The organism is Paraburkholderia terricola, assembly GCF_900142195.1.
Classification (GTDB): Bacteria; Pseudomonadota; Gammaproteobacteria; order Burkholderiales; family Burkholderiaceae; genus Paraburkholderia; species Paraburkholderia terricola.
On the sequence record NZ_FRAB01000008.1, the window covers coordinates 136768 to 155602 of the forward strand.

At 64.2% G+C, this 18835-nt stretch carries 21 protein-coding genes; 12 read left to right on the top strand and 9 right to left on the bottom strand.

Going from position 1 to position 18835, the window contains the following annotated elements; genetic code table 11:
- Nucleotides 1–15 precede the first annotated feature (15 nt).
- From BUE39_RS09525 to BUE39_RS09545, 5 genes are all read left to right on the top strand, one after another.
- A complete protein-coding gene (locus BUE39_RS09525) occupies nucleotides 16–1311 on the top strand; it encodes an ABC transporter substrate-binding protein (protein ID WP_073428391.1) in 1296 nt (431 codons plus the stop codon).
- A gap of 21 nt (nucleotides 1312–1332) precedes the next feature.
- Nucleotides 1333–2247 carry an ABC transporter permease gene (locus tag BUE39_RS09530; protein ID WP_073428392.1) on the top strand — a complete coding sequence of 305 codons (915 nt, stop codon included), beginning with the start codon at nucleotides 1333–1335 and terminating at the stop codon, nucleotides 2245–2247.
- 2 nt (nucleotides 2248–2249) lie between these two features.
- Nucleotides 2250–3155 carry an ABC transporter permease gene (locus BUE39_RS09535; protein ID WP_073428393.1) on the top strand — a complete coding sequence of 302 codons (906 nt, stop codon included), beginning with the start codon at nucleotides 2250–2252 and terminating at the stop codon, nucleotides 3153–3155.
- A 143-nt stretch (nucleotides 3156–3298) separates the two neighbouring features.
- The gene (locus BUE39_RS09540; protein WP_073428394.1) at nucleotides 3299–4570 is read left to right on the top strand and encodes an acyl-CoA dehydrogenase family protein; all 1272 of its coding nucleotides are present in this window, start codon (nucleotides 3299–3301) and stop codon (nucleotides 4568–4570) included.
- A 74-nt stretch (nucleotides 4571–4644) separates the two neighbouring features.
- The gene (locus BUE39_RS09545; RefSeq protein WP_073428395.1) at nucleotides 4645–5163 is read left to right on the top strand and encodes an SLATT domain-containing protein; all 519 of its coding nucleotides are present in this window, start codon (nucleotides 4645–4647) and stop codon (nucleotides 5161–5163) included.
- Nucleotides 5164–5174: 11 nt separating this feature from the next.
- Here BUE39_RS09545 and BUE39_RS09550 read toward each other — a convergent pair whose 3' ends face one another.
- Entirely contained in the window at nucleotides 5175–5879 is a 705-nt protein-coding gene (locus tag BUE39_RS09550) for a YceH family protein (protein ID WP_073428396.1), read from the bottom strand.
- 226 nt (nucleotides 5880–6105) lie between these two features.
- Between BUE39_RS09550 and BUE39_RS09555 the strand changes: the two genes are divergently transcribed.
- Both BUE39_RS09555 and BUE39_RS09560 read left to right on the top strand, forming a co-directional pair.
- Nucleotides 6106–6678 carry a helix-turn-helix domain-containing protein gene (locus BUE39_RS09555; RefSeq protein WP_073428397.1) on the top strand — a complete coding sequence of 191 codons (573 nt, stop codon included), beginning with the start codon at nucleotides 6106–6108 and terminating at the stop codon, nucleotides 6676–6678.
- A gap of 6 nt (nucleotides 6679–6684) precedes the next feature.
- On the top strand, nucleotides 6685–7212 hold the full coding sequence (locus tag BUE39_RS09560) for a GNAT family N-acetyltransferase (protein ID WP_073428398.1): 528 nt from the start codon (nucleotides 6685–6687) through the stop codon (nucleotides 7210–7212).
- A gap of 82 nt (nucleotides 7213–7294) precedes the next feature.
- Here BUE39_RS09560 and BUE39_RS09565 read toward each other — a convergent pair whose 3' ends face one another.
- From BUE39_RS09565 to BUE39_RS09575, 3 genes are all read right to left on the bottom strand, one after another.
- On the bottom strand, nucleotides 7295–7927 hold the full coding sequence (locus BUE39_RS09565) for a LysE family translocator (RefSeq protein WP_073428399.1): 633 nt from the start codon (nucleotides 7925–7927) through the stop codon (nucleotides 7295–7297).
- An 81-nt stretch (nucleotides 7928–8008) separates the two neighbouring features.
- On the bottom strand, nucleotides 8009–9166 hold the full coding sequence (locus BUE39_RS09570; RefSeq protein ID WP_073428400.1) for an acetate/propionate family kinase: 1158 nt from the start codon (nucleotides 9164–9166) through the stop codon (nucleotides 8009–8011).
- Nucleotides 9167–9178: 12 nt separating this feature from the next.
- Nucleotides 9179–11572 (bottom strand): phosphoketolase family protein, encoded by a 2394-nt coding sequence (locus BUE39_RS09575; protein ID WP_073428401.1) that lies wholly within the window; start codon nucleotides 11570–11572, stop codon nucleotides 9179–9181.
- 211 nt (nucleotides 11573–11783) lie between these two features.
- Between BUE39_RS09575 and BUE39_RS09580 the strand changes: the two genes are divergently transcribed.
- Complete coding sequence (locus BUE39_RS09580) at nucleotides 11784–11972, top strand: hypothetical protein (protein WP_073428402.1); 189 nt, start codon at nucleotides 11784–11786, stop codon at nucleotides 11970–11972.
- Nucleotides 11973–12132: 160 nt separating this feature from the next.
- Here BUE39_RS09580 and BUE39_RS09585 read toward each other — a convergent pair whose 3' ends face one another.
- Nucleotides 12133–12834, bottom strand: coding sequence for a PAAR domain-containing protein (locus tag BUE39_RS09585; RefSeq protein WP_073428403.1), 702 nt, complete (start codon nucleotides 12832–12834; stop codon nucleotides 12133–12135).
- Nucleotides 12835–13128: 294 nt separating this feature from the next.
- Between BUE39_RS09585 and BUE39_RS09590 the strand changes: the two genes are divergently transcribed.
- Nucleotides 13129–13671, top strand: a complete 543-nt coding sequence (locus tag BUE39_RS09590) for an ankyrin repeat domain-containing protein (protein WP_090518726.1) — start codon at nucleotides 13129–13131, stop codon at nucleotides 13669–13671.
- Nucleotides 13672–13732: 61 nt separating this feature from the next.
- Here the strand turns inward: BUE39_RS09590 and BUE39_RS09595 are convergent, their stop codons facing one another.
- The 4 genes from BUE39_RS09595 to BUE39_RS09605 all read right to left on the bottom strand — a co-directional run bounded on the left by BUE39_RS09595 (nucleotide 13733) and on the right by BUE39_RS09605 (nucleotide 16548).
- Nucleotides 13733–14425 carry an HAD family hydrolase gene (locus BUE39_RS09595; protein WP_073428405.1) on the bottom strand — a complete coding sequence of 231 codons (693 nt, stop codon included), beginning with the start codon at nucleotides 14423–14425 and terminating at the stop codon, nucleotides 13733–13735.
- A gap of 27 nt (nucleotides 14426–14452) precedes the next feature.
- The gene (locus tag BUE39_RS34825; RefSeq protein WP_159442550.1) at nucleotides 14453–14605 is read right to left on the bottom strand and encodes a hypothetical protein; all 153 of its coding nucleotides are present in this window, start codon (nucleotides 14603–14605) and stop codon (nucleotides 14453–14455) included.
- A 31-nt stretch (nucleotides 14606–14636) separates the two neighbouring features.
- A complete protein-coding gene (locus tag BUE39_RS09600) occupies nucleotides 14637–15959 on the bottom strand; it encodes a sugar efflux transporter (RefSeq protein ID WP_073428406.1) in 1323 nt (440 codons plus the stop codon).
- 247 nt (nucleotides 15960–16206) lie between these two features.
- A complete protein-coding gene (locus tag BUE39_RS09605) occupies nucleotides 16207–16548 on the bottom strand; it encodes a DUF2628 domain-containing protein (protein ID WP_073428407.1) in 342 nt (113 codons plus the stop codon).
- Nucleotides 16549–16888: 340 nt separating this feature from the next.
- Here BUE39_RS09605 and BUE39_RS09610 point away from each other — a divergent pair, with 340 nt between their 5' ends.
- From BUE39_RS09610 to BUE39_RS09620, 3 genes are all read left to right on the top strand, one after another.
- The gene (locus BUE39_RS09610; RefSeq protein ID WP_073428408.1) at nucleotides 16889–17209 is read left to right on the top strand and encodes a thioredoxin family protein; all 321 of its coding nucleotides are present in this window, start codon (nucleotides 16889–16891) and stop codon (nucleotides 17207–17209) included.
- Between the two features lie 62 nt (nucleotides 17210–17271).
- A complete protein-coding gene (locus tag BUE39_RS09615) occupies nucleotides 17272–17691 on the top strand; it encodes a secondary thiamine-phosphate synthase enzyme YjbQ (RefSeq protein ID WP_073428409.1) in 420 nt (139 codons plus the stop codon).
- A 119-nt stretch (nucleotides 17692–17810) separates the two neighbouring features.
- Nucleotides 17811–18830 (top strand): class I fructose-bisphosphate aldolase, encoded by a 1020-nt coding sequence (locus tag BUE39_RS09620; protein WP_073428410.1) that lies wholly within the window; start codon nucleotides 17811–17813, stop codon nucleotides 18828–18830.
- Nucleotides 18831–18835 lie beyond the last annotated feature (5 nt).

Sequence of the window (18835 nt, forward strand, 5' to 3'; positions counted from 1 at the left end):
ACTGAGGAGAAAGCAATGAGTGAAGCGAACGAGAGCCCGGCAGCGGCCGCAGTGGATGTCAAGGACACAGGCCTGTCGCGCCGCACGTTCATCAAGGGCGCGGTGGCGGCGGCCGGCATTGCCGGCTTTCCCTACGTGCATGCGCAGGAAAAGATCACGTTGCGCTATCTCGGCACGGCGGTCAATCAGAGCGCCGACATCGCGAGGAAATTCAAGGAGGACACCGGCATCGAGATTCAATACGTGCCCGTGACCACCGACGACGTCGCCAAGCGCATCATCACGCAGCCCAACTCGTTCGATATCGTCGACACCGAATATTTCGCGCTCAAGAAGCTGATTCCGGCCGGCACGCTCGCGGGCATGGACGCGAAGCGCATCAAGCTCGCCGACAAGATCACCCCCGTGCTCACGCGTGGCGAAGTGAACGGCAAGAAGATCGGCGACCAGGGCACCGCGCCGAAAAAGGTCATGTTCCTGACCGGCCCGCGCTCCACCGAATTCTCCGCGACGCCCACCGAATGGATGACGCTGATCCCCACCACGTATAACGCGGACACGCTCGGCATTCGCCCCGACCTCATCAAGCGGCCGATCGACAGTTGGGCCGAACTGCTCAATCCGCAGTTCAAGGGCAAGGCCGCGCTTCTGAACATTCCCGCGATCGGCATCATGGATTCGGCCATGGCGATCGAGGCGATGGGTCATGTGAAATACGGCGACAAGGGCAACATGACCAAGGCCGAGATCGACCAGACCATCAAGATCCTGATCGAAGCCAAGCGCGCGGGCCAGTTCCGCGCGTTCTGGAAGGACTTCAACGAAAGCGTGAACCTGATGGCGTCCGGCGAGGTGGTGATTCAGTCGATGTGGTCGCCGGCCGTGACGAAGGTGCGCACGATGGGCGTGGCCTGCAAGTTCCAGCCGCTCAAGGAAGGCTATCGCTCATGGGCGTCGGGTTTCGGGTTTCCGCGCTCGCTGCAAGGCAAGAAGCTCGACGCCGCCTATGAGTTCGTCAACTGGTTCCAGAATGGCTGGGCGGGCGCCTACCTGATGCGCCAGGGCTATTACTCGGGCGTGCTCGAAACCGCGAAAGCGCACATGCAGCCGTATGAGTGGGACTACTGGATCGAAGGCAAGGCGGCGGCCAAAGACATCAAGGCGCCGGACGGCCAGTTGCTCGAAAAAGCCGGCGCCGTGCGCGACGGCGGCTCGTACACCCAGCGCATGGGCGCGATTGCGTGCTGGAACGCGGTGATGGACGAGAACATCTACATGGTTCAGAAGTGGAACGAGTTCATCGCGGCCTGATGAAGAGATAGATACCTTCTCATGGCAACGATCGACCTTCCCTCGCGCGCGCAGGACGAGCCCGTCAAGCACCGGCGCGCGCCGGCGTGGCTGCAGGCCACGCCGCTCTCGCTGACCTTCCTGCTGTTCTTCATCGTGCCGCTCGTCATCACGTTGATCGTCAGCTTCTGGGACTTCAACGAGTATCAGATCATTCCCGCGTTCACGCTGAAGAACTACGCGGCGATTTTCAACGGCTGTTCGTCGACGACCGACCTGTGCGTGACCTTCAAGACCTATTGGTCGACGCTCAGGTTCTGCGCGATCGTGTGGGCCACAACCTTGCTGCTCGGTTTTTCGATCGCTTATTTCCTCGCGTTTCATGTGCGCACGACGAGCATGCAGACGGTGCTGTTCCTCGTCTGCACGATTCCGTTCTGGACCTCGAACGTGATCCGCATGATTTCGTGGATGCCGTTGCTCGGCCGCAACGGCCTCGTCAATCAGGCGCTGCTCGGCGCGCACGTGATCGATCAGCCGCTCGAATGGCTGTTGTATTCGAACTTCTCGGTGGTGCTGGCGTTCGTGCATCTGTACACGTTCTTCATGATCGTGCCGATCTTCAACGCAATGATGCGCATCGACCGGTCGCTGCTCGAAGCCGCGCGCGATGCCGGCGCGAGCGGCTGGCAGGTGGTGCGCAACGTGGTGCTGCCGCTTTCGAAAACCGGCATCGTGATCGGCTCGATCTTCGTCATCACGATCGTGATGGGCGACTTCCTGACCGTCGGCGTGATGGGCGGCCAGCAGATCGCATCGGTCGGCAAGATCATTCAGGTGCAGACCGGCTACCTGCAATTTCCCGCCGCGGCGGCCAACGCGATCATTCTGCTGGCGGTGGTGCTGATGATCGTGTGGGCTTTGACGCGGGTGGTCGATATCCGCAAGGAGCTGTGAGGATGCAGACGGTTCGGCTCAAGCATCGGGAACATCGTCCGGCCAGCTTCTATTGGCTCGCGCTGCTGTTCGGCCTGTTCGTGCTGTTTCTGTACGGGCCGGTGATCACGATTTTCATTCTGTCGTTTCAGGGGCCCGAGGGCGGGCTCACGTTTCCGATGCGCGGCGTTTCGCTGCACTGGTTCGCCGTGCTGCGCGACGGTGTGGGCGACATCGACATCTGGGCCGCGTTCGGGCGCTCGGTGCGGCTTGCGCTCGCCGTCACGATGCTGACCGTGGTGTTTTCCGTTGCCGCGGGATTGGCGTTTCGCCGGCGCTTTCGCGGCGATACGGCCGTGTTTTATGTGTCCGTCGCCAGTTTGATCATGCCGTCCATTATCGTTTCGCTCGGCATCGGCTTGACGTTCCGGCTGCTCGATAACGGCGCGAAGTATCTCGCCACCGCGTGGGGCTATCAGTCGTTTGCCGACAGCTACACGACCTCGATGGGCCTGTTTTCTTCCGCGCTCGGCGCGCATTTGACGTGGACGCTGCCGTTCGGTTTGCTGGTGATGTTCGCGGTGTTCAACCGTTTCAATCCCGCTTACGAAGAAGCGTCGCGCGATCTGGGCGCGACGCCGTGGCAGAGTTTCCGGCATGTGGTGCTGCCGATCATCGGACCTTCGGTGGTGGGCGTGGCGATGTTCGGCTTCACGCTCTCGTGGGACGAAATCGCCCGCACCTCGCAGGCCATCGGCGATCAGAATACCTTGCCGCTCGAACTTCAAGGCCTCACGACTTCGGTGACCACGCCGGTCATTTACGCGCTCGGCACGATGACCACGGTTCTTTCGCTGACTGTCATGGCGGTATGTCTGATTTCGGTGCGCTTACTGGCACGCAGGCGCGCGGTCGCGGGAATGAAATAGCCCGCGTATCCGCGGATGCAAAAACCCAAAAACCATTTCACCGTCTGTTCTAAGAATCGGCCAAATACTTCGTTGCAAGGCAAGCGGCTCGTCCCGTACCGTTCTCTGATTGCGCCTCGCGCGCGCCTAGCATTGGAGAACCCATGTCAGCATCGGAGACGCACGACGGTCCGAGTCACACTATTGCCGACGCCGCTCAACTGTTCGGCGAAGATCATTTGACGCGGCGTTTCGCGGCCAGATTCGCGCCCGTGTTCGAGCGCATCGCGCAGGGCGCCGTGGAACGCGAGCAAAAGCGCGAGCTCGCCTACGCGCCCGTGGAATGGCTGCGTGAAGCCGGCTACACCAAACTGCGTGTGCCCAAGGAGTACGGCGGCGAAGGCGTCTCGCTCACGGAATTCCTCACGCTGGTCACGCGTCTCGGCGAGGCGGATTCGAATCTCCCGCAGATCCTGCGCGTGCACGGCGGCTTCATCGAATCGCTGCTGGAAAACGGCGACGAACCGTTGCGCGACCGCTGGCTCTCGCGTATCGCGCAAGGCCAGATCGTCGGCGGCGCGGTGTCCGAGCGCACCGGCGTCACCAACAACAGCGTGCGCCTCACGCAAGCCGACGGCGCGTGGCATCTCGACGGCGAGAAGTACTACACCACCGGCACGCTGTACGCCGATTGGGTGGACGTCACCGCGCACGACGGACAAAGCGACGTGCGCGTACTCGTGAAGTCGGACGCGCCGGGTCTCGCCCGCATCGACGATTGGGACGGTTTCGGCCAGCGTCTCACCGGCAGCGGCACGGCGCGTTTCGACCATGTGCCGGTCGCGCCCGAGAATCTCTACCGGCGCTTCAACGCCGCGGAGCCGCGCCGCAACAGCCTGCTCACCGCGTATTACCAGGCGCTGCATGTCGCGAATCTCGCGGGCATCAGCCGGGCGGCGCTGCGCGATGCGGTGGCGTTCACGCAAGGCAAGACGCGGACCTTCGGCGTTCCGGGCGAGTCGAGTCCGCGCGAGAATCCGCTGGTGCATCGCGTGGTGGGCCGCCTCGCGAGCCTCGCTTATTCGACGCAGAGCATCAGCACGTCGCTCGCGCGCGCGCTCGACGAAGTTTCGGCCGCGCGGCAGGAAGGCCGCACCGACGAAGCGACCTACATCCGCCTCGACATTCAAACCTTTCAGGCGCAGCAGATCGTGATCGAGCAGACGTTGCAAGCCGCCACGCTGCTGTTCGAAGTGGGCGGCGCATCGGCCACCAGCGAGACGCGCCGCTTCGACCGCTACTGGCGCAACGCGCGGGTGCTGGCGTCGCACAATCCGGCGATCATTCGCGAGGCCGCTATCGGTGATTTTTATCTGAACGGGCGCGCGCATGAGGAGCGCTTCGGCGTGGCGCGGCAGGCGGTGTCGGGGCAATAGCGCGGCACGGTTCATGTGGCACGGCGTCGAGCGCATGCGCTAAGCTTGCGGAATCAACAGCCCTGACGAGCGACATGAAGACCCTGCCCGCTTACGAGCCTCCGGTCGATGAAGAACAGCTTTTGCTGAAGTGGATCCGGCGCGCGCGCGAATCGCAGATGAGCCATTACGACATGGCCGACCTGCTCTCCGCGCGTGAGCGCACGATGGGCTGGCTGGTGACCGCGTTGACCGCCTTCGTGGGCACGGCGGTATTTGCATCGTTGAATTCGACGGCCGTGTCGCCGGCGCTCAGAATCGTCGTGGGCCTCGTGAGCGTGACGGCCGCGGTCTCCGCCGCGCTGCAAACGTTCCTCAAATACGCCGAGCGCGCGGAGAAGCATCGCGCCGCCGGTGCGCGCTATGGCGCGGTGCGGCGCAAACTGGAAGCCGTCTTCGCAGGCGACGCCGACGCGCGCAACGGCCACTATCTGGCCGCGATACGCGAGGAGCTCGACCGGCTCGCCGAAGATTCACCGAACGTGCCGCCGCGCGTGTTTTATCGCACGCAGCGAACGCTCGCCACCGACTCGCAGCGAAGCCGCGATGCGTGACAGCTTCGTTCTCAGGCGCTGCCGCCGAGATCGTCCACGTTGATGCCCAACTCGGCCGCCATGCGCTTCACTACCGTCTGAAGCCGGTTCACTTCGTCGGCGAGCCGCTTCTGCTCGGCCTTCACGGCTTCGAACGCGGAGAGCGGCACCATGTCGTCGTCATCGCCCGGCTGCGCCAGCTCGCTCGCGCTCACCTCGCCGCACAGCAGATGCGTCCAGCGGTTCTCGCGCTCGCCCGGCGTGCGGGCCAGCTTCACCACGCGCGGCGGATCGTTCGCGGCGAGTTCGTCGAGAAATGCTTCCACCGACGAGATGTCGGCGAAACCATGCAAGCGCGCGCTGTTCAGGCGCAACTCCGCCGCGGTTTGCGGACCGCGCAGCAGCAAGGTGGTCAGCAACGCAGCCGATTGACTCGGCAGTCCCAGCACGCGGTTCATGTTGTGCTCGAAGCGCGGCACGCGGCTGCTGCTGCCTTCCATCACGAGGCTTAGCCGCTTCAAGCCGTCGACGGCGGTCAGCACTTCGGCTTCCGTTGCGTTCATGACCGGCGCGCGGCCGGTTTTCTGGTTGCAGCCCAAGGTCAACGCATTCAACGACAGCGGATAGCTGTCCGGCACGGTGTGCTGCTTTTCGACGAGTACGCCGAGCACGCGCCCCTCGAGCAAGGTCAACGCGCGGATGGGGGGACGGGAAGGAGCGTCGGGAGTGGTGTTCATAAATGGATGTTGCGGCATGAGTCGCCGGGTCTCGTGGATGATGTGCCTGACAGTCGCACAGCCGGGCGGCGATTTCTGGTTGGTGGGCATCATGATAAACGGCCCGGCGGTTCGCGGTGGACGAATCGCAGGTGAGCGGATCGTGCGGGCCGACGCGGACGGAATTGGCGGCAGAGACGATTTTGGCGCGTTGACTTCATCTCATATTAGAGATACTTTCCCGGATATGGAAACAGACGCCACCGAAGACAACGCCATCGACCGCCGCATCGCCCAGCGTCTTCGCGCGCTGCGCGCCGAGCGCAACTGGTCGCTCGACGATCTCGCGAAGCTGAGCAACGTGAGCCGCGCGACGCTCTCGCGCCTCGAAAACGCGGCCGTGAGCCCCACCGCGAGCGTGCTCGGCAAACTCTGCGTAGCGTATGGCCTGCCGATGTCGCGCCTCATGCACATGGTGGAAGAAGACTTCGCGGCGCTCGTGCCGCGCGCCGCGCAGCCGCTGTGGACCGACGCCAGCGTGGGCTTCCGGCGCCGTTCAGTGTCGCCGCCTGCGCAAGCGCTGAGCGGCGAAGCGCTGGAATGCGAACTCGACGCGGGCGTGCGCATCGACTACGAGGCGTCGCCGCGGCCCGGGCTTGAACATCATCTGATTTTGCTCGAAGGGCAATTGCAAATCACCGTCGACGGCCAGAGCCATGATCTCGAACCGGGCGACTGTCTGCGTTATCAACTGTTCGGCCCGAGCGCATTCGTGACGCCCGCGCATAGCGCCGCGCACTACATCCTCTTCATCGTGTGAGCCGGCATGAGCGCTATTACCATCACGTCCCTTTCCGCCGACGACCTCGTTCGCCATCTTCCCGAACTCGGCGCGCTGCTGCGTGCCTGTGTGCATGACGGAGCCAGCATCGGTTTTGTGTTGCCGTATGGCGTCGAGGAAAGCGAGGCGTTCTGGAGCGGCAAGGTGCTGCCGTCGCTGCGGGCGGGCGGACTGAAGTTGTTCGTCGCGCGGCTGGGCGATGCGATTGCCGGCACCGTGCAACTGGATTACGACACGATGCCGAATCAGCGTCATCGCGCGGAAGTGCGCAAGCTGCTGGTCCACCCCGCGTTTCGCCGCCGGGGTGTCGCGAGAGCGCTGATGATGGAACTGGAAAGCCACGCGCGGCGACTCGAACGCAGCCTGCTCACGCTCGATACCCGCACCGGCGACAGCGCCGAGCCGCTTTATGCGGCGCTGGGTTATCAGACGGTGGGTGTGATCCCGGCTTATGCGCGCGCACCGCATGACGATGGATTCGATTCGACCACCATCATGTATAAGGCGCTATAGCCGCGGGTTGAGCGTGACAGGGTGTCGATGGCGAGGTCGAACGACATCACGCCATGGCTATCGCTCTCTTCACTCTCTTCGCTCAGCGCCGCGGATCGAGCGCGATACGCACCGCGAGACCGGCCAGCACCGTGCCCATCAGCCAGCGCTGCACTTGCAGCCAAAACGGCCGCCCCGCGAGAAACCCGGCAATCGATCCGGCCATGCTGGCGATCAGCGCATTCACCGTCACCGCGATGACGATCTGCACGCAGCCGAGCGCGATCGATTGCGTCAGCACACTGCCGTGTCCCGGTGAAATGAATTGCGGCAGCAGCGACAGATACATCACCGCGATCTTCGGATTCGCGAGGTTCGTGACGAGGCCCATCGTAAACAGCTTGCGGCTGCTGTCGTGCGGCAGATCGCGCACCTGGAACGGCGAACGGCCGCCGGGCTTGACCGCCTGCCACGCCAGATACAGCAGGTAGAGCGCGCCGCCGAAACGCAATGCGTCGTAGGCGTAGGGCACCGTCAACAGCAACGCGGTAATGCCGAACGCCGCGCAGAACATGTAGAACACGTAGCCGAGCGCCACGCCGCCGAGCGAGACCAGCCCCGCGCGCCGCCCCTGGCAGAGCGATCGGGAGATCAGGTAGATCATGTTCGGCCCTGGCGTCAGCACCATGCCGAACGAGACGAGAGCGAAAGCGAGCAGCGTTGCGGCGGTGGGCACGGCATTCTCCTGGGTGATTGTTGTGAGTCGGACAATGCCGCCAAATATAGCCGATGTGGCGGATTCCAGCTTGCAGGCGAATCAGCCCGAATCCGCTTGCAGCAGTGCCCGGCAATGCCGTGCGATCTGCTTTTCTTCCTCGGTATGAATCGCCCTCACCTTGCCTGCCGGATCGCCTTCGGCGAGTCCGAGGAACGACAGCCCGTCGCATACGCGTTTGCGAATCTCCTGACTGTGCTCGCCGATCCCCCCGGTAAACACCAGCAGATCGATGCCGCCGAGCAACGCCGCATAAGCGCCGATCGTCTTGCGCACGGCGGTGGCGAACGCGTCGAGCGCAAGCGCCGCATTCGCATCGCCGGCCGCGGCGCGTTTTTCGAGCGCCTGCATGTCGCTCTCGCCGTCCGCGTAACCGGCGAGTCCGCTGTGGCGATTCAGGAGCGTTTCCAGCGCGTCGGCATCGAGCTTCTCCACGCGCATCAGATACAGCAGCACGCCCGGGTCGAGGTCGCCGCTGCGCGTGCCCATCGGTACGCCGCCCGTCGGCGTCATACCCATCGACGTATCGACCGATTTGCCGTCGCGCAGCGCGCATACGCTCGACCCGTTGCCCAGATGCGCGAACACGGCGCGCGCCGGTAAGTCGGCACCGAGGCGGGTCACCAGCGATTCATACGACAGACCGTGAAAGCCGTAGCGAATCACGCCCGCCGCCGCATAACGGCGCGGCAATGCGAGCTGTGCGGCAAGCGGCGGCAGCGTCGCGTGAAACGCCGTATCGAAGCAGGCGAAATGCGGCGCGTCGCCGAAAATCTTCGCTGCTTCGTCGATCAAGCCGAGCGCGGGCGGGATATGCAGCGGCGCAAAGTGCACCGCATCCTGCAAGCGCTGGCGCACTTGCGCCGTCAAGCGCTGATGCGTGCGCAGATGCGGCCCGCCATGCACGACCCGGTGCCCCACCGCCGCGGGCCGCGCGTGGTTCTGCTGCGCGAGCACGGTGGCGAGCTTTTGCAGCGCATCGGTTTGCGACTCCAGCACGTGCGCCTGCTGCGCCAGCACGCGGCCGTCGGGCGACTTGATGCGCAAGCTGCCGTCGCGCCGGCCGATGCCTTCGGCGCTGCCTTCCAGCAGCAAGGCTTCGTCGTCGCCCGAGCGCGTGAAGAGCCCGAACTTCAGCGACGACGAACCGCTGTTCAGCACCAGAATCGGCGCGTGGCCCGGATGATCTCGCGTGTTCATGACGGACCTCGCTCAGCTTCGCCACGTCCAGTTGCTGATTTCTTCCTTGTCGATACCCTCGGCATGCGCATGAGCGAGATGCTCGATGATCTGCCCGCGCAGCCATTCCTTCGCATGATCGCCGACGCCGCGCAGCTTCGGCACGCGGTCGATCACGTCGATCGCGAGCGAGAAACGGTCCACCTGATTGATGATCGCCAGTTCGAGCGGCGTATTGATGTTGCCCTTCTCGTGATAGCCGTGCACGTGCAGATTGTCGTGATTGGTGCGGTTATACGTGAGCTTGTGCACGAGCGACGCATACGAATGAAAGTTGAAGATCACCGGCTTGCTGGTGGTGAACAGCGAATCGAAATCGCGATTGCTGAGGCCGTGCGGATGCGCATGCTCGGGCATCAGGCGAAACAGATCGACCACGTTGACGAAGCGGATCTTCAGATCGGCGAAGCGCTCCTTCAGAAGCTGCACGGCGGCGAGCGCTTCCATCGTGGCGATGTCGCCGGCGCAGGCGACCACCACGTCGGGCTCGGCGCCCTGATCGGTCGACGCCCAGTTCCAGATGCCGATGCCCTTGGTGCAATGCGTGACGGCGGCGTCCATGTCGAGATACTGCAAATGCGGCTGCTTGTCGGCCACGATCACGTTGACGTAGTCGCGCGAACGCAGGCAATGATCGGCGACGCTCAACAGGCAGTTGGCGTCCGGCGGCAGATAAATGCGCACGACGTCCGGGCTTTTATTGGTGACGACGTCGAGAAAGCCGGGGTCCTGATGCGTGAAGCCGTTGTGATCCTGGCGCCATACGAGCGACGTGATCAGCAGATTGATCGACGGCACCGGCTGGCGCCAGCGAAGCTCGCGCTTCGACTTTTCCAGCCACTTGGCGTGCTGGTTGAACATGGAATCGATCACGTGCACGAACGCCTCGTAGGTGGCGAACAGGCCGTGCCGGCCGGTCAGCACGTAACCCTCGAACCAGCCTTCGAGCGTGTGCTCGCTGAGCATTTCCATCACGCGGCCGTCCGGCGCGAGCGCGCCGCCGTCCGCGTCGTTCGGCTCGCTCTCCGCGAGCCAGGTTTTCGCCGACGCGTCGTAGATCGCCGTCAGCTTGTTGCTCGCGGTTTCGTCGGGCCCGAACACGCGGAAGTTCGTCATGTTGTGGCGCATCACGTCGCGCAGAAACTTGCCGAGCGCGTCGGTGGGCGAGGTGTAGGCGCCGCCCGGTTTTTTCACGGCCACCGCATAGTCGCGAAACGGCGGCAGATCGAGCGCCTTGCTCAGCAAGCCGCCGTTCGCATGCGGATTGGCGCTGATGCGGCGCGCGCCCTTGGGCGCGAGCTCACGCAACTCTTTCACCAGACGCCCGCTTTCGTCGAATAGCGACTCGGGCTCGTAACTACGCAGCCACTCCTCGACCAGTTTCAGGCTCCTGCCGTTCGCGACCGGATCGAGCACCGGCACCTGATGCGCGCGCCACGAGCCCTCCACCTTGTGGCCGTCCACTTCCTTCGGACCGGTCCAGCCTTTCGGCGAACGCAGCACGATCATCGGCCAGCGCGGGCGCGATGCGTCGTTGGTTTCACGCGCGTGCTGCTGAATCGCGCGAATCTCGCCGATGCATTGATCGAGCGTCGCCGCCATGTGCTGATGCATGGAGTCGGGATCGTCGCCCTCGACGAAATACGGTTTGTGGCCGTAGCCGGTCAGCAGGGCTTCGAGTTCCTCGCGGGGAATGCGCGCGAGAATGGTCGGATTGGCGATCTTGTAGCCGTTCAGATGCAGAACCGGCAGCACCGCGCCGTCGCGGATCGGGTTGAGGAATTTGTTCGAATGCCACGCGGTGGCGAGCGGGCCGGTTTCGGCCTCGCCGTCGCCGATCATCACCGCGACGATCAGATCGGGATTGTCGAACGCGGCGCCGTAACCGTGCGACAGGCTGTAGCCGAGTTCGCCGCCTTCATGAATCGAGCCTGGCGTTTCCGGCGTGCAGTGCGAGCCGATGCCGCCCGGGAACGAGAACTGCCGGAAGAAGCGCCGCATGCCGGCTTCGTCCTCGCTGCGGTCGGGGTAGATTTCGGCGTAATGGCCCTCCAGATAACTATGCGCCAGCGTGGCCGGTGCGCCGTGACCGGGACCGGCCACGTAGATCATGTCGAGATCCAGCTTGTTGATCAGCCGGTTCAGATGCACCAGCAGGAAACTCTGCCCAGGGTCCGAGCCCCAATGGCCCAGCAGGCGGTTCTTGATGTGTTCGGGTTTGAGCGGTTCGCGCAGCAGCGGATTGTCGCGCAGATAGATCATGCCGGCCGAAAGGTAGTTGCAGGCGCGCCAGTAGCGGTCCATGTTGCGCAACGTGTTCGGGTCCAAGGTTTGTGGCGGCGTGGGACGGGAGGTTGCTTCGGCCATGACGTGACTCCTCGAAAGGGACTCTCAGGCAGGTTAGCGGATGCGGCAGCGGTGTGACAGGCGGCGTGCGTCAGCGTTCGATGCAATCGCGCAAAGCTTGATCTGGCTCCGGGTGCGCGTGTTATGCATGCGCGCCGTGCATGCGTCGCCGCAGGCATTGTGCGAGTATTAAGACCATATTAAGCGAATGTGTTTAAGCTCCTCATGCTGAATGCGCGACGGCGGACCGCATCTGGCGTATTCCGCATTGTTCGCCTTTCATATCAACCTCACCATGTCGACTCCCAGCCGCTTCAAGACGCCCCTGATCGTTGTTCTCTCGCTCGTGCTGTTGTGCGCGGGCCTCGCTGTTTTGGTCGGCATCTTTGGGTTGCTGGTTAAGGTGTTTGGTGGTGGGTAGCGCGGTGCTGTTGGGGGTGCGGCGGCGCAGCATGTTTGTGCTGGTTGAGGTCTCCGGCGCCGCCGGCTAGCGGCTGCGCTCCCTATCCATTCATGGGTAGAGAATTCTGCAAGCTTGTGAATGGAGCGCTGCTTAACCAGCGATACCACTCAATGCGCGATCATGCGACCTCGCTTTGGTCGAGCCCTTGCTCTCGCATCCGCGCGTCAGTAACAACCTCGAAACTTTCCGGACTCGCGGCTCCCTTGCGCTCGGGACTATCGGTGATGATGTCGCCGTTATCGAGCACGCTACCCACATACGCGAATCGGGCGAGTTCTGGATCGGTTCGCATCGCGAGCCCGCTAACGACTCGCGCGGTGGTTCCGTCCGCATACTGCACGCGGTCGCCGATCACGCCGACGTTCACCCGCGCACCGTCCACATTCCATTCGCCGCCCGGCTCTCGCAGCACGCCGCCGCGCGCGGTAGTCGATCCACAAAGCGCAAGACGCAAACCCGGCCGATGAGGCGGCGGAACATACGACGGATCGAACAGCCCCTCGGGTGTTTCATCCGCGCCGACGAACAGGCCCGACTCGCCATCGTCCCACGGAGTGGATACGATCCTGTCGCCGTTGCTCAGGCGGCTGCCCACAAGCGCGAAACAGCGATCGCCATCTGACCCGAGCGAGCCCGAGCCATCGATAACGACAGCTTCGCTACCGTCGCGATAGCTGACGATATCGCCGACCAGCGCCACCTGAAGCCCGCCAATAACCCTCTCCGACGACGCGCAAGTGACATAGCCGCCGCGCCCGGTACGCGCGCCAATGGTGGCGAATGCGTACCTCGTGCCTTCAGGTTCCCGTCTGTCCGACATCTCCATCCCTCCACGAAAGGTGCAGCGCAACCGGGCTGAAATCACGACCGGCGCGATAGAGCGGTTTCTCTCCGCTGGCCCGAAATCCTCGGTGGAAGCAAGCCGTCCTCATATCGGACAAGTATGAAAAACGGCACGAATCATGCGTATTGCATCGCGCGCGCATTCAATTGACGTGCGACAAATCCGATATGGTGAATTGGGTGCGCGCGGGCATGCGCATGCATGCGGGGCACGGAATGTGTATGCTGGCTGAGATTCCCTGCGCGCATGACGCGCGCCGACTGAAAGGAGATGCCATTGACGGACCGCACTGAACCTTCCCCGTCCGCGAAACCGCAACTCGATCCCGAGTTGCTCGAACTGGCGCATGAAGTCTTCGACCTTGCGCGGCGCGGCGACGCCACCATGCTCGCCGCCGTGATCGAAAAAGGCGTGCCGCCGAACCTGCGCAACGATAAAGGCGACAGCCTCGTCATGCTCGCGAGCTACCACGGTCATGTGGATGCCGTGCGCACGCTGCTCGAACTCGGCGCCGATCCGAATCTGCGCAACGACAACGGGCAGACGCCGATCGCGGGCGCCGCATTCAAGGGCTTCGATGCGGTGATCGAAACCTTGCTCGCGCATGGCGCGGACGTGGAAGGCGCGTCGCCGGACGGCCGCACCGCGCTGATGGTCGCCGCGATGTTCAATCGCACGGCGATCATGGACTTGCTGATTGCGCACGGCGCGAACCCGCAGGCCCGCGACGCCAACGGCGTGACGGCCACGGATGCGGCGGGCAGGATGGGCGCACGAGACGCGCAAGCGCGCTTGAAGGAACTGGGTTCCTGAGGGTTGCGTTGCGCGCCGGGGTTGGTGTAAGGATCGGCGTCCGGAAACCAACCCCTGCCCGCTACCCTTTCGCGCCCATCAGCGACGCCACATCGATCTCCGCCAATTCGCCGATCCTTTCTATCGTCACATCGGCCGGCGGATTATTCGCAATCTCTTTCGGATCGAAAGCATAGTGGCCCTGGCGGGGAAACACCGTGGTCAATTCCGCGCCCCACGCCTTTTTCATGGCCGCGAGAATCCGCAATTTGTCGTCCACCATCACATAGCGGCGCGCCGGATAACACGCCATCACCTGATCGAGCATCTGCTCCTTATGGACGTAAATCAGCACGCGGCCCTCGACCTCTTCCCATAGGCCCGAACGGGCGATCTTGCGCGGCTGGAACACCACGTCGCCGTCGGAGAGAATCACCGTGGGCCCATGTTTCGCCAGATTCCGAAGCGCATCCAATGCGCCGGGATACAGCCGGTTCGCAAATGGATAGTCGATCAGGAACGACGACATCAACAGCAGGCGCGTATCCCGCGGATGCCCCATCCTGTAACGCTGCAACGCGCCCAGGTAGTCGGCATAGCCGAGCTCGGCGCGCAAGTCCTCGAAAATTTCCCAGTACTGCGCGCTGTTCTCCGCGCCGAATTCGCGCATCATGTGCGCGCGCAAATCCGTCAGCACATGATCGTTGTCGAGCAAGGTGTTGTCGCAGTCGAACAGGAACACGACGTCGTGCGGCGCGGCTTGAGTGGCTTGCATCGCGATTCTCCAGGTTGGCGCTGTCAGTCAGATCTCCGGCCCGCCGTCGGGCGTGGCCGCTTTCTCGAGGTGGCCGCCGAAGTCATGCCGCATCGCCGACAGCACGCGGTTCGCGAAGTCCGCCTCGCGCACAGGACAAAAGTTAGCAGCGTTGCAGCGCCCGTGCAGCGAACCTGACATCGCCCGGCTCATCGGCCACCCCAGCGGCGCGCTATTGCCGCCGCGCCTGCACCCTGCCGTACTGCTCGCGCGCGACACGCCGCAGCGCGCGCCACATCAGCGGATAGCGATAACCCGGCACTGCGAACAGCACCAGCGCGCACAGCGCCAGCAAACCGCAGATCAGAAACGTGCCGCGATAGCTGAACGCCTGCACCAGCAAGCCCGACAACACACCCGAGAGAATCGAGCCGACCCGCGCCGCGTTGAAGAACAACGCGGTGGCGCGGCCGGGCGACTGCGGCATCAGATCCTGCACGTAAGTCATGCCGAGGCACGATGTCACCGCGACGACGAACGCGTTGAGAATCTGCATCGGGATCAGTACATGGACGCTCCCCGCCAGCGACATCGCGACGAAATACGCCGCGTGAACCGCCGCGCACGCCGCGAGCCAATTGGGCTTGTGCAGCGCGGACGACTTCGCGCCCAGCGCGAGCATCATCGGAATTTCCATCAACGCGCCGAGGCCGAGCATGATCGACACGTCCAGGTGCGTGCCCTCAAGGCCGTGCACGATGTAAAGCGGCAGCACGATCATGGTGGCGTTCGCGGCGAGGCCGAGCAGCGTGAGCGCGGCCACCGCGCGGCGAATATCGTTCGGCGACGCGACGCCGGGCAGGTGCTCATGCGCCTCTTCGCCGGGCGTGGTCAGCGGCGGCACGGTAATGGAAGCCGACGGCTCCGAGGCCGTGTCTTCCACCGTGTGATCGCCCAGATGGCCTTGCGGCTCCCGCATGCGCCAGACGATGACCGCGCAGGCCGCGAAACTGGCGGCGGCGAACAGGAACAGCCCATAAAAGCCGGTGCCGGCGAGCACCAGCGCGCCCACTGACGGGCCGAACACCCACGCCGCCGACAGGATGGTCCGCAAGGTCGCGCTGGCGAACGCGCGTTCCGCCGCATCCGGCACGGGCAAGGCTGCGCGGCTGAACGAAAACACCATCGAGATGGCCGAGCCGCCCGCGCCGATAAAGACGATGCCGACCACCAGCAGCAACCGGTAGTCACGCACCACGCACAGACACAGATAGCCGAGCGCGGCGGCCACGAGCGCCGCCAGCAAGAGCGGCCGATGCCGTCCGCTCGCATCGCTCCAGCGGCCGGCAAAGGTGCTGGCGAGCACCCCGCTTGCCGCGATCAGCGTCATGAATACGCCGAGCCTGAACGGCGTCATGTCGGCGCGCTCGACGCCGAACAGCGACAGATAGGGAGCGGTGAAGGACATCGCCACCCCGAGCATCAGCGTGGCGGCGGCGAGCGGCTTGAAGCCGGGAATGCGCAGCAGGTCGAAAAAACGGGAGGTTTTCAACACAGGGGGCGGTGGGGTCAGGGAAAGAGCGCCTGCGGGCGCGACGCGCGCCGCCGACTTCGTGGCCGGAACGACCGGGGCATTATCGGCCGAGGCCGCGCTCGCGTAAACCCGCGTCGCCGCATCCCAACTTATATTTCACGCGCTGATCGGCGAACGGTGGAGGCGGCGTGAGCGACTTGCCGCGCGCAGCGCGCAGGGTTGCGCCGCGGCCTTGCAATCGCCGGCGAGGTGGAACGCGGCATGAGTGTCACGAATGCCTGGCGCCTGGCGATATCCGGTCCCCGCCTGCGTCTTGCAGAAGCGTGTAGCCGCGCCGCTCCAGCGTCCGGCGGTGCCACTCATTGCCATAGGCGCCGCACGCCACGCCGAACACGACCGACAGCACCAGCCCGATCAAGCCGGCCGTTTCACCCCACAGCCCCGCGAAGAACAGCACCGTGCTGATCCCGAACATGACGAACGAGGCGAACCACATTCTCTTCGACAAGGCCCACACGAAACCGAGCAACAACGCGCCCCAACTGAAGCCGGTCGCGACCGCGACGGTTTCGTCCTTGCCCGGATGGCGCAGATAAATCCTTTCTTGCATTTGCCTTCCTGAATCCTTCGTGACCGCTAACGGCGAGTGGACCGCGCGAGTTGACCATCCGAGTTGATCATGCGAGTTGACCATCCGAGCTGACCATGTTCACACGCCGCGTCGGCAAGACCGCAAGTGTGCATCAAATTCGCGCGCCCACGCGTCCCACCGCAAGCCGCCCGACACCGCGCCCCGGCACTCAACGCGGCAAGCGCGGCCTCGCTGACGATCCCGAGCATAGCTGCTACTCTTGACAGATGCCTTATCCAACCACGCGCCAACCCACGCGCGGGCGCTTCCCTGGCAGCGGAAACAGCGCCCGCACGGATCAACGAGCTTCGGAGCAAGCATGGCAACACGAACCGCCTATTCCACCCGCGCCCCCTCGCGAGCCGAACTCGACGCCCTGCCGGGCGCCACGGTGATCGAATTCGGCACGGACTGGTGCGGCTACTGCCAGGGCGCGCAAGCGTCGATTGCCAAGGCGTTCGAGCCGCATGCCGGCGTCAGGCATCTCAAGATCGAGGACGGCCCCGGCCGGCCGCTCGGCCGCTCGTTCAAGATCAAGCTCTGGCCCACGCTGATTTTCATGCGCGACGGCGTCGAAGTCGCGCGCGTCGTGCGTCCGACCAGCGCCACGGAGATCGCGCAAGCATTCGCGTCGCTATGAACCGGGCGCGTCGCGTCGATCGAACCCACTGAAGAACCCACCCGCAGCATCGCCTGCCCATCATGCGACAAGCCCTCCACCACCTGAGCGTCAAGGCCCGCAGCCGCGGGCTCGTCGAATTCACCGACGAAGCGCGCCGCTTCGTCGCCGCGCAGTCGATCGGCACCGGACTCCTCACGCTGTTTTGCCGTCACACGTCCGCCTCGCTGCTGATCCAGGAAAACGCCGACCCCTCGGTGCAGCGCGATCTGGAACGCTACTTCGCGAGCCTCGCGCCCGAGGACGCCGGGCGCTACGAACACAACGCCGAGGGTCCCGACGACATGCCCGCCCACCTGCGCACGGCGCTCACGCAAGTGCAGTTGACGGTGCCGGTCGAGCACGGGCAGATGGTGCTCGGCACATGGCAGGGTTTATATCTGTTCGAGCATCGCCGGCACACGCAGGCGCGCGACATCGTGCTGCATCTGATCGGCGAATAAGGCCAATGAGGCGCTAATCAAGCGCTAAAAAAGCGCGAATAAAGCGGCGCGGGCAACGTTGTTCGAGCTGCGTTTGCTGCAAGATTCATCCGCGAACCGGATCAAAGGGAGCACATCTCATGGACACCCGTAGCGAACTGCAAGCCACCGTCAGTGCAATGGTTCAACCCGGCAAGGGCCTGCTCGCCGCCGACGAAAGCGGCCCGACCATCGCCAAACGCTTCAAGACGATCGGCGTCGAATCCAGCGAGGAGAACCGCCGCGCCTATCGCAACCTGCTGCTTACCACGCCGGGCCTCGGCGAATTCATCAGCGGCGTGATTCTCTACGAGGAAACGCTCGGCCAGAAAGCGGACGACGGCACGCCGTTCCCGCAACTCGCCGCCGCCAACGGCATCGTGCCCGGCATCAAGGTCGACCTGGGCAAGATCCCGCTCGCGCTGGCTCCGGGCGACGAAATCACCCAGGGTCTCGACGGCCTCGCCCAGCGTTTCGTCGACTACAAACGGCAAGGCGCGCGCTTCGCCAAATGGCGCGCGGTGTACAACATCACGGCGAGCTTGCCGAGCCGCCTCGCGATCGAGGCGAACGCCGATTCGCTGGCGCGCTACGCGGCCATCTCGCAGGAAGCCGGCATCGTGCCGATCGTCGAGCCGGAAGTGCTGATGGACGGCGACCATTCGATCGAACGCTGCGCCGAAGTCACCGAGACCGTGCTGCACGAGGTGTTTCATGCGCTGCACCGGCACCGCGTGGCGCTCGAACACATTCTGCTGAAGCCGAGCATGGTGCTCGCCGGCTCCGAACACGCGCAGCAGTCGCCTGTCAGCGACATCGCCGCCTACACCGTGCGGATACTCAAGCGCACGGTGCCGTCGGCGGTGCCGGGCATCGTGTTTCTGTCGGGCGGGCAAACCCCGGAAGAAGCCACCGCCAACCTCGATGCAATGAACCGGCTCGGGCCGCTGCCGTGGAATCTGAGCTTCTCGTATGGCCGCGCGTTGCAGGAACCGCCGCTGCAAGTGTGGCGAGGCGACCCGAGCAAGGTGCTGGAGGCTCAGCAGGCGTTGCTCAAGCGCGCGCGTCTGAATCACGACGCGGCGCTCGGCAAGTACGAGGCGGTGCAGGAAAAGGGCTAGCCTTC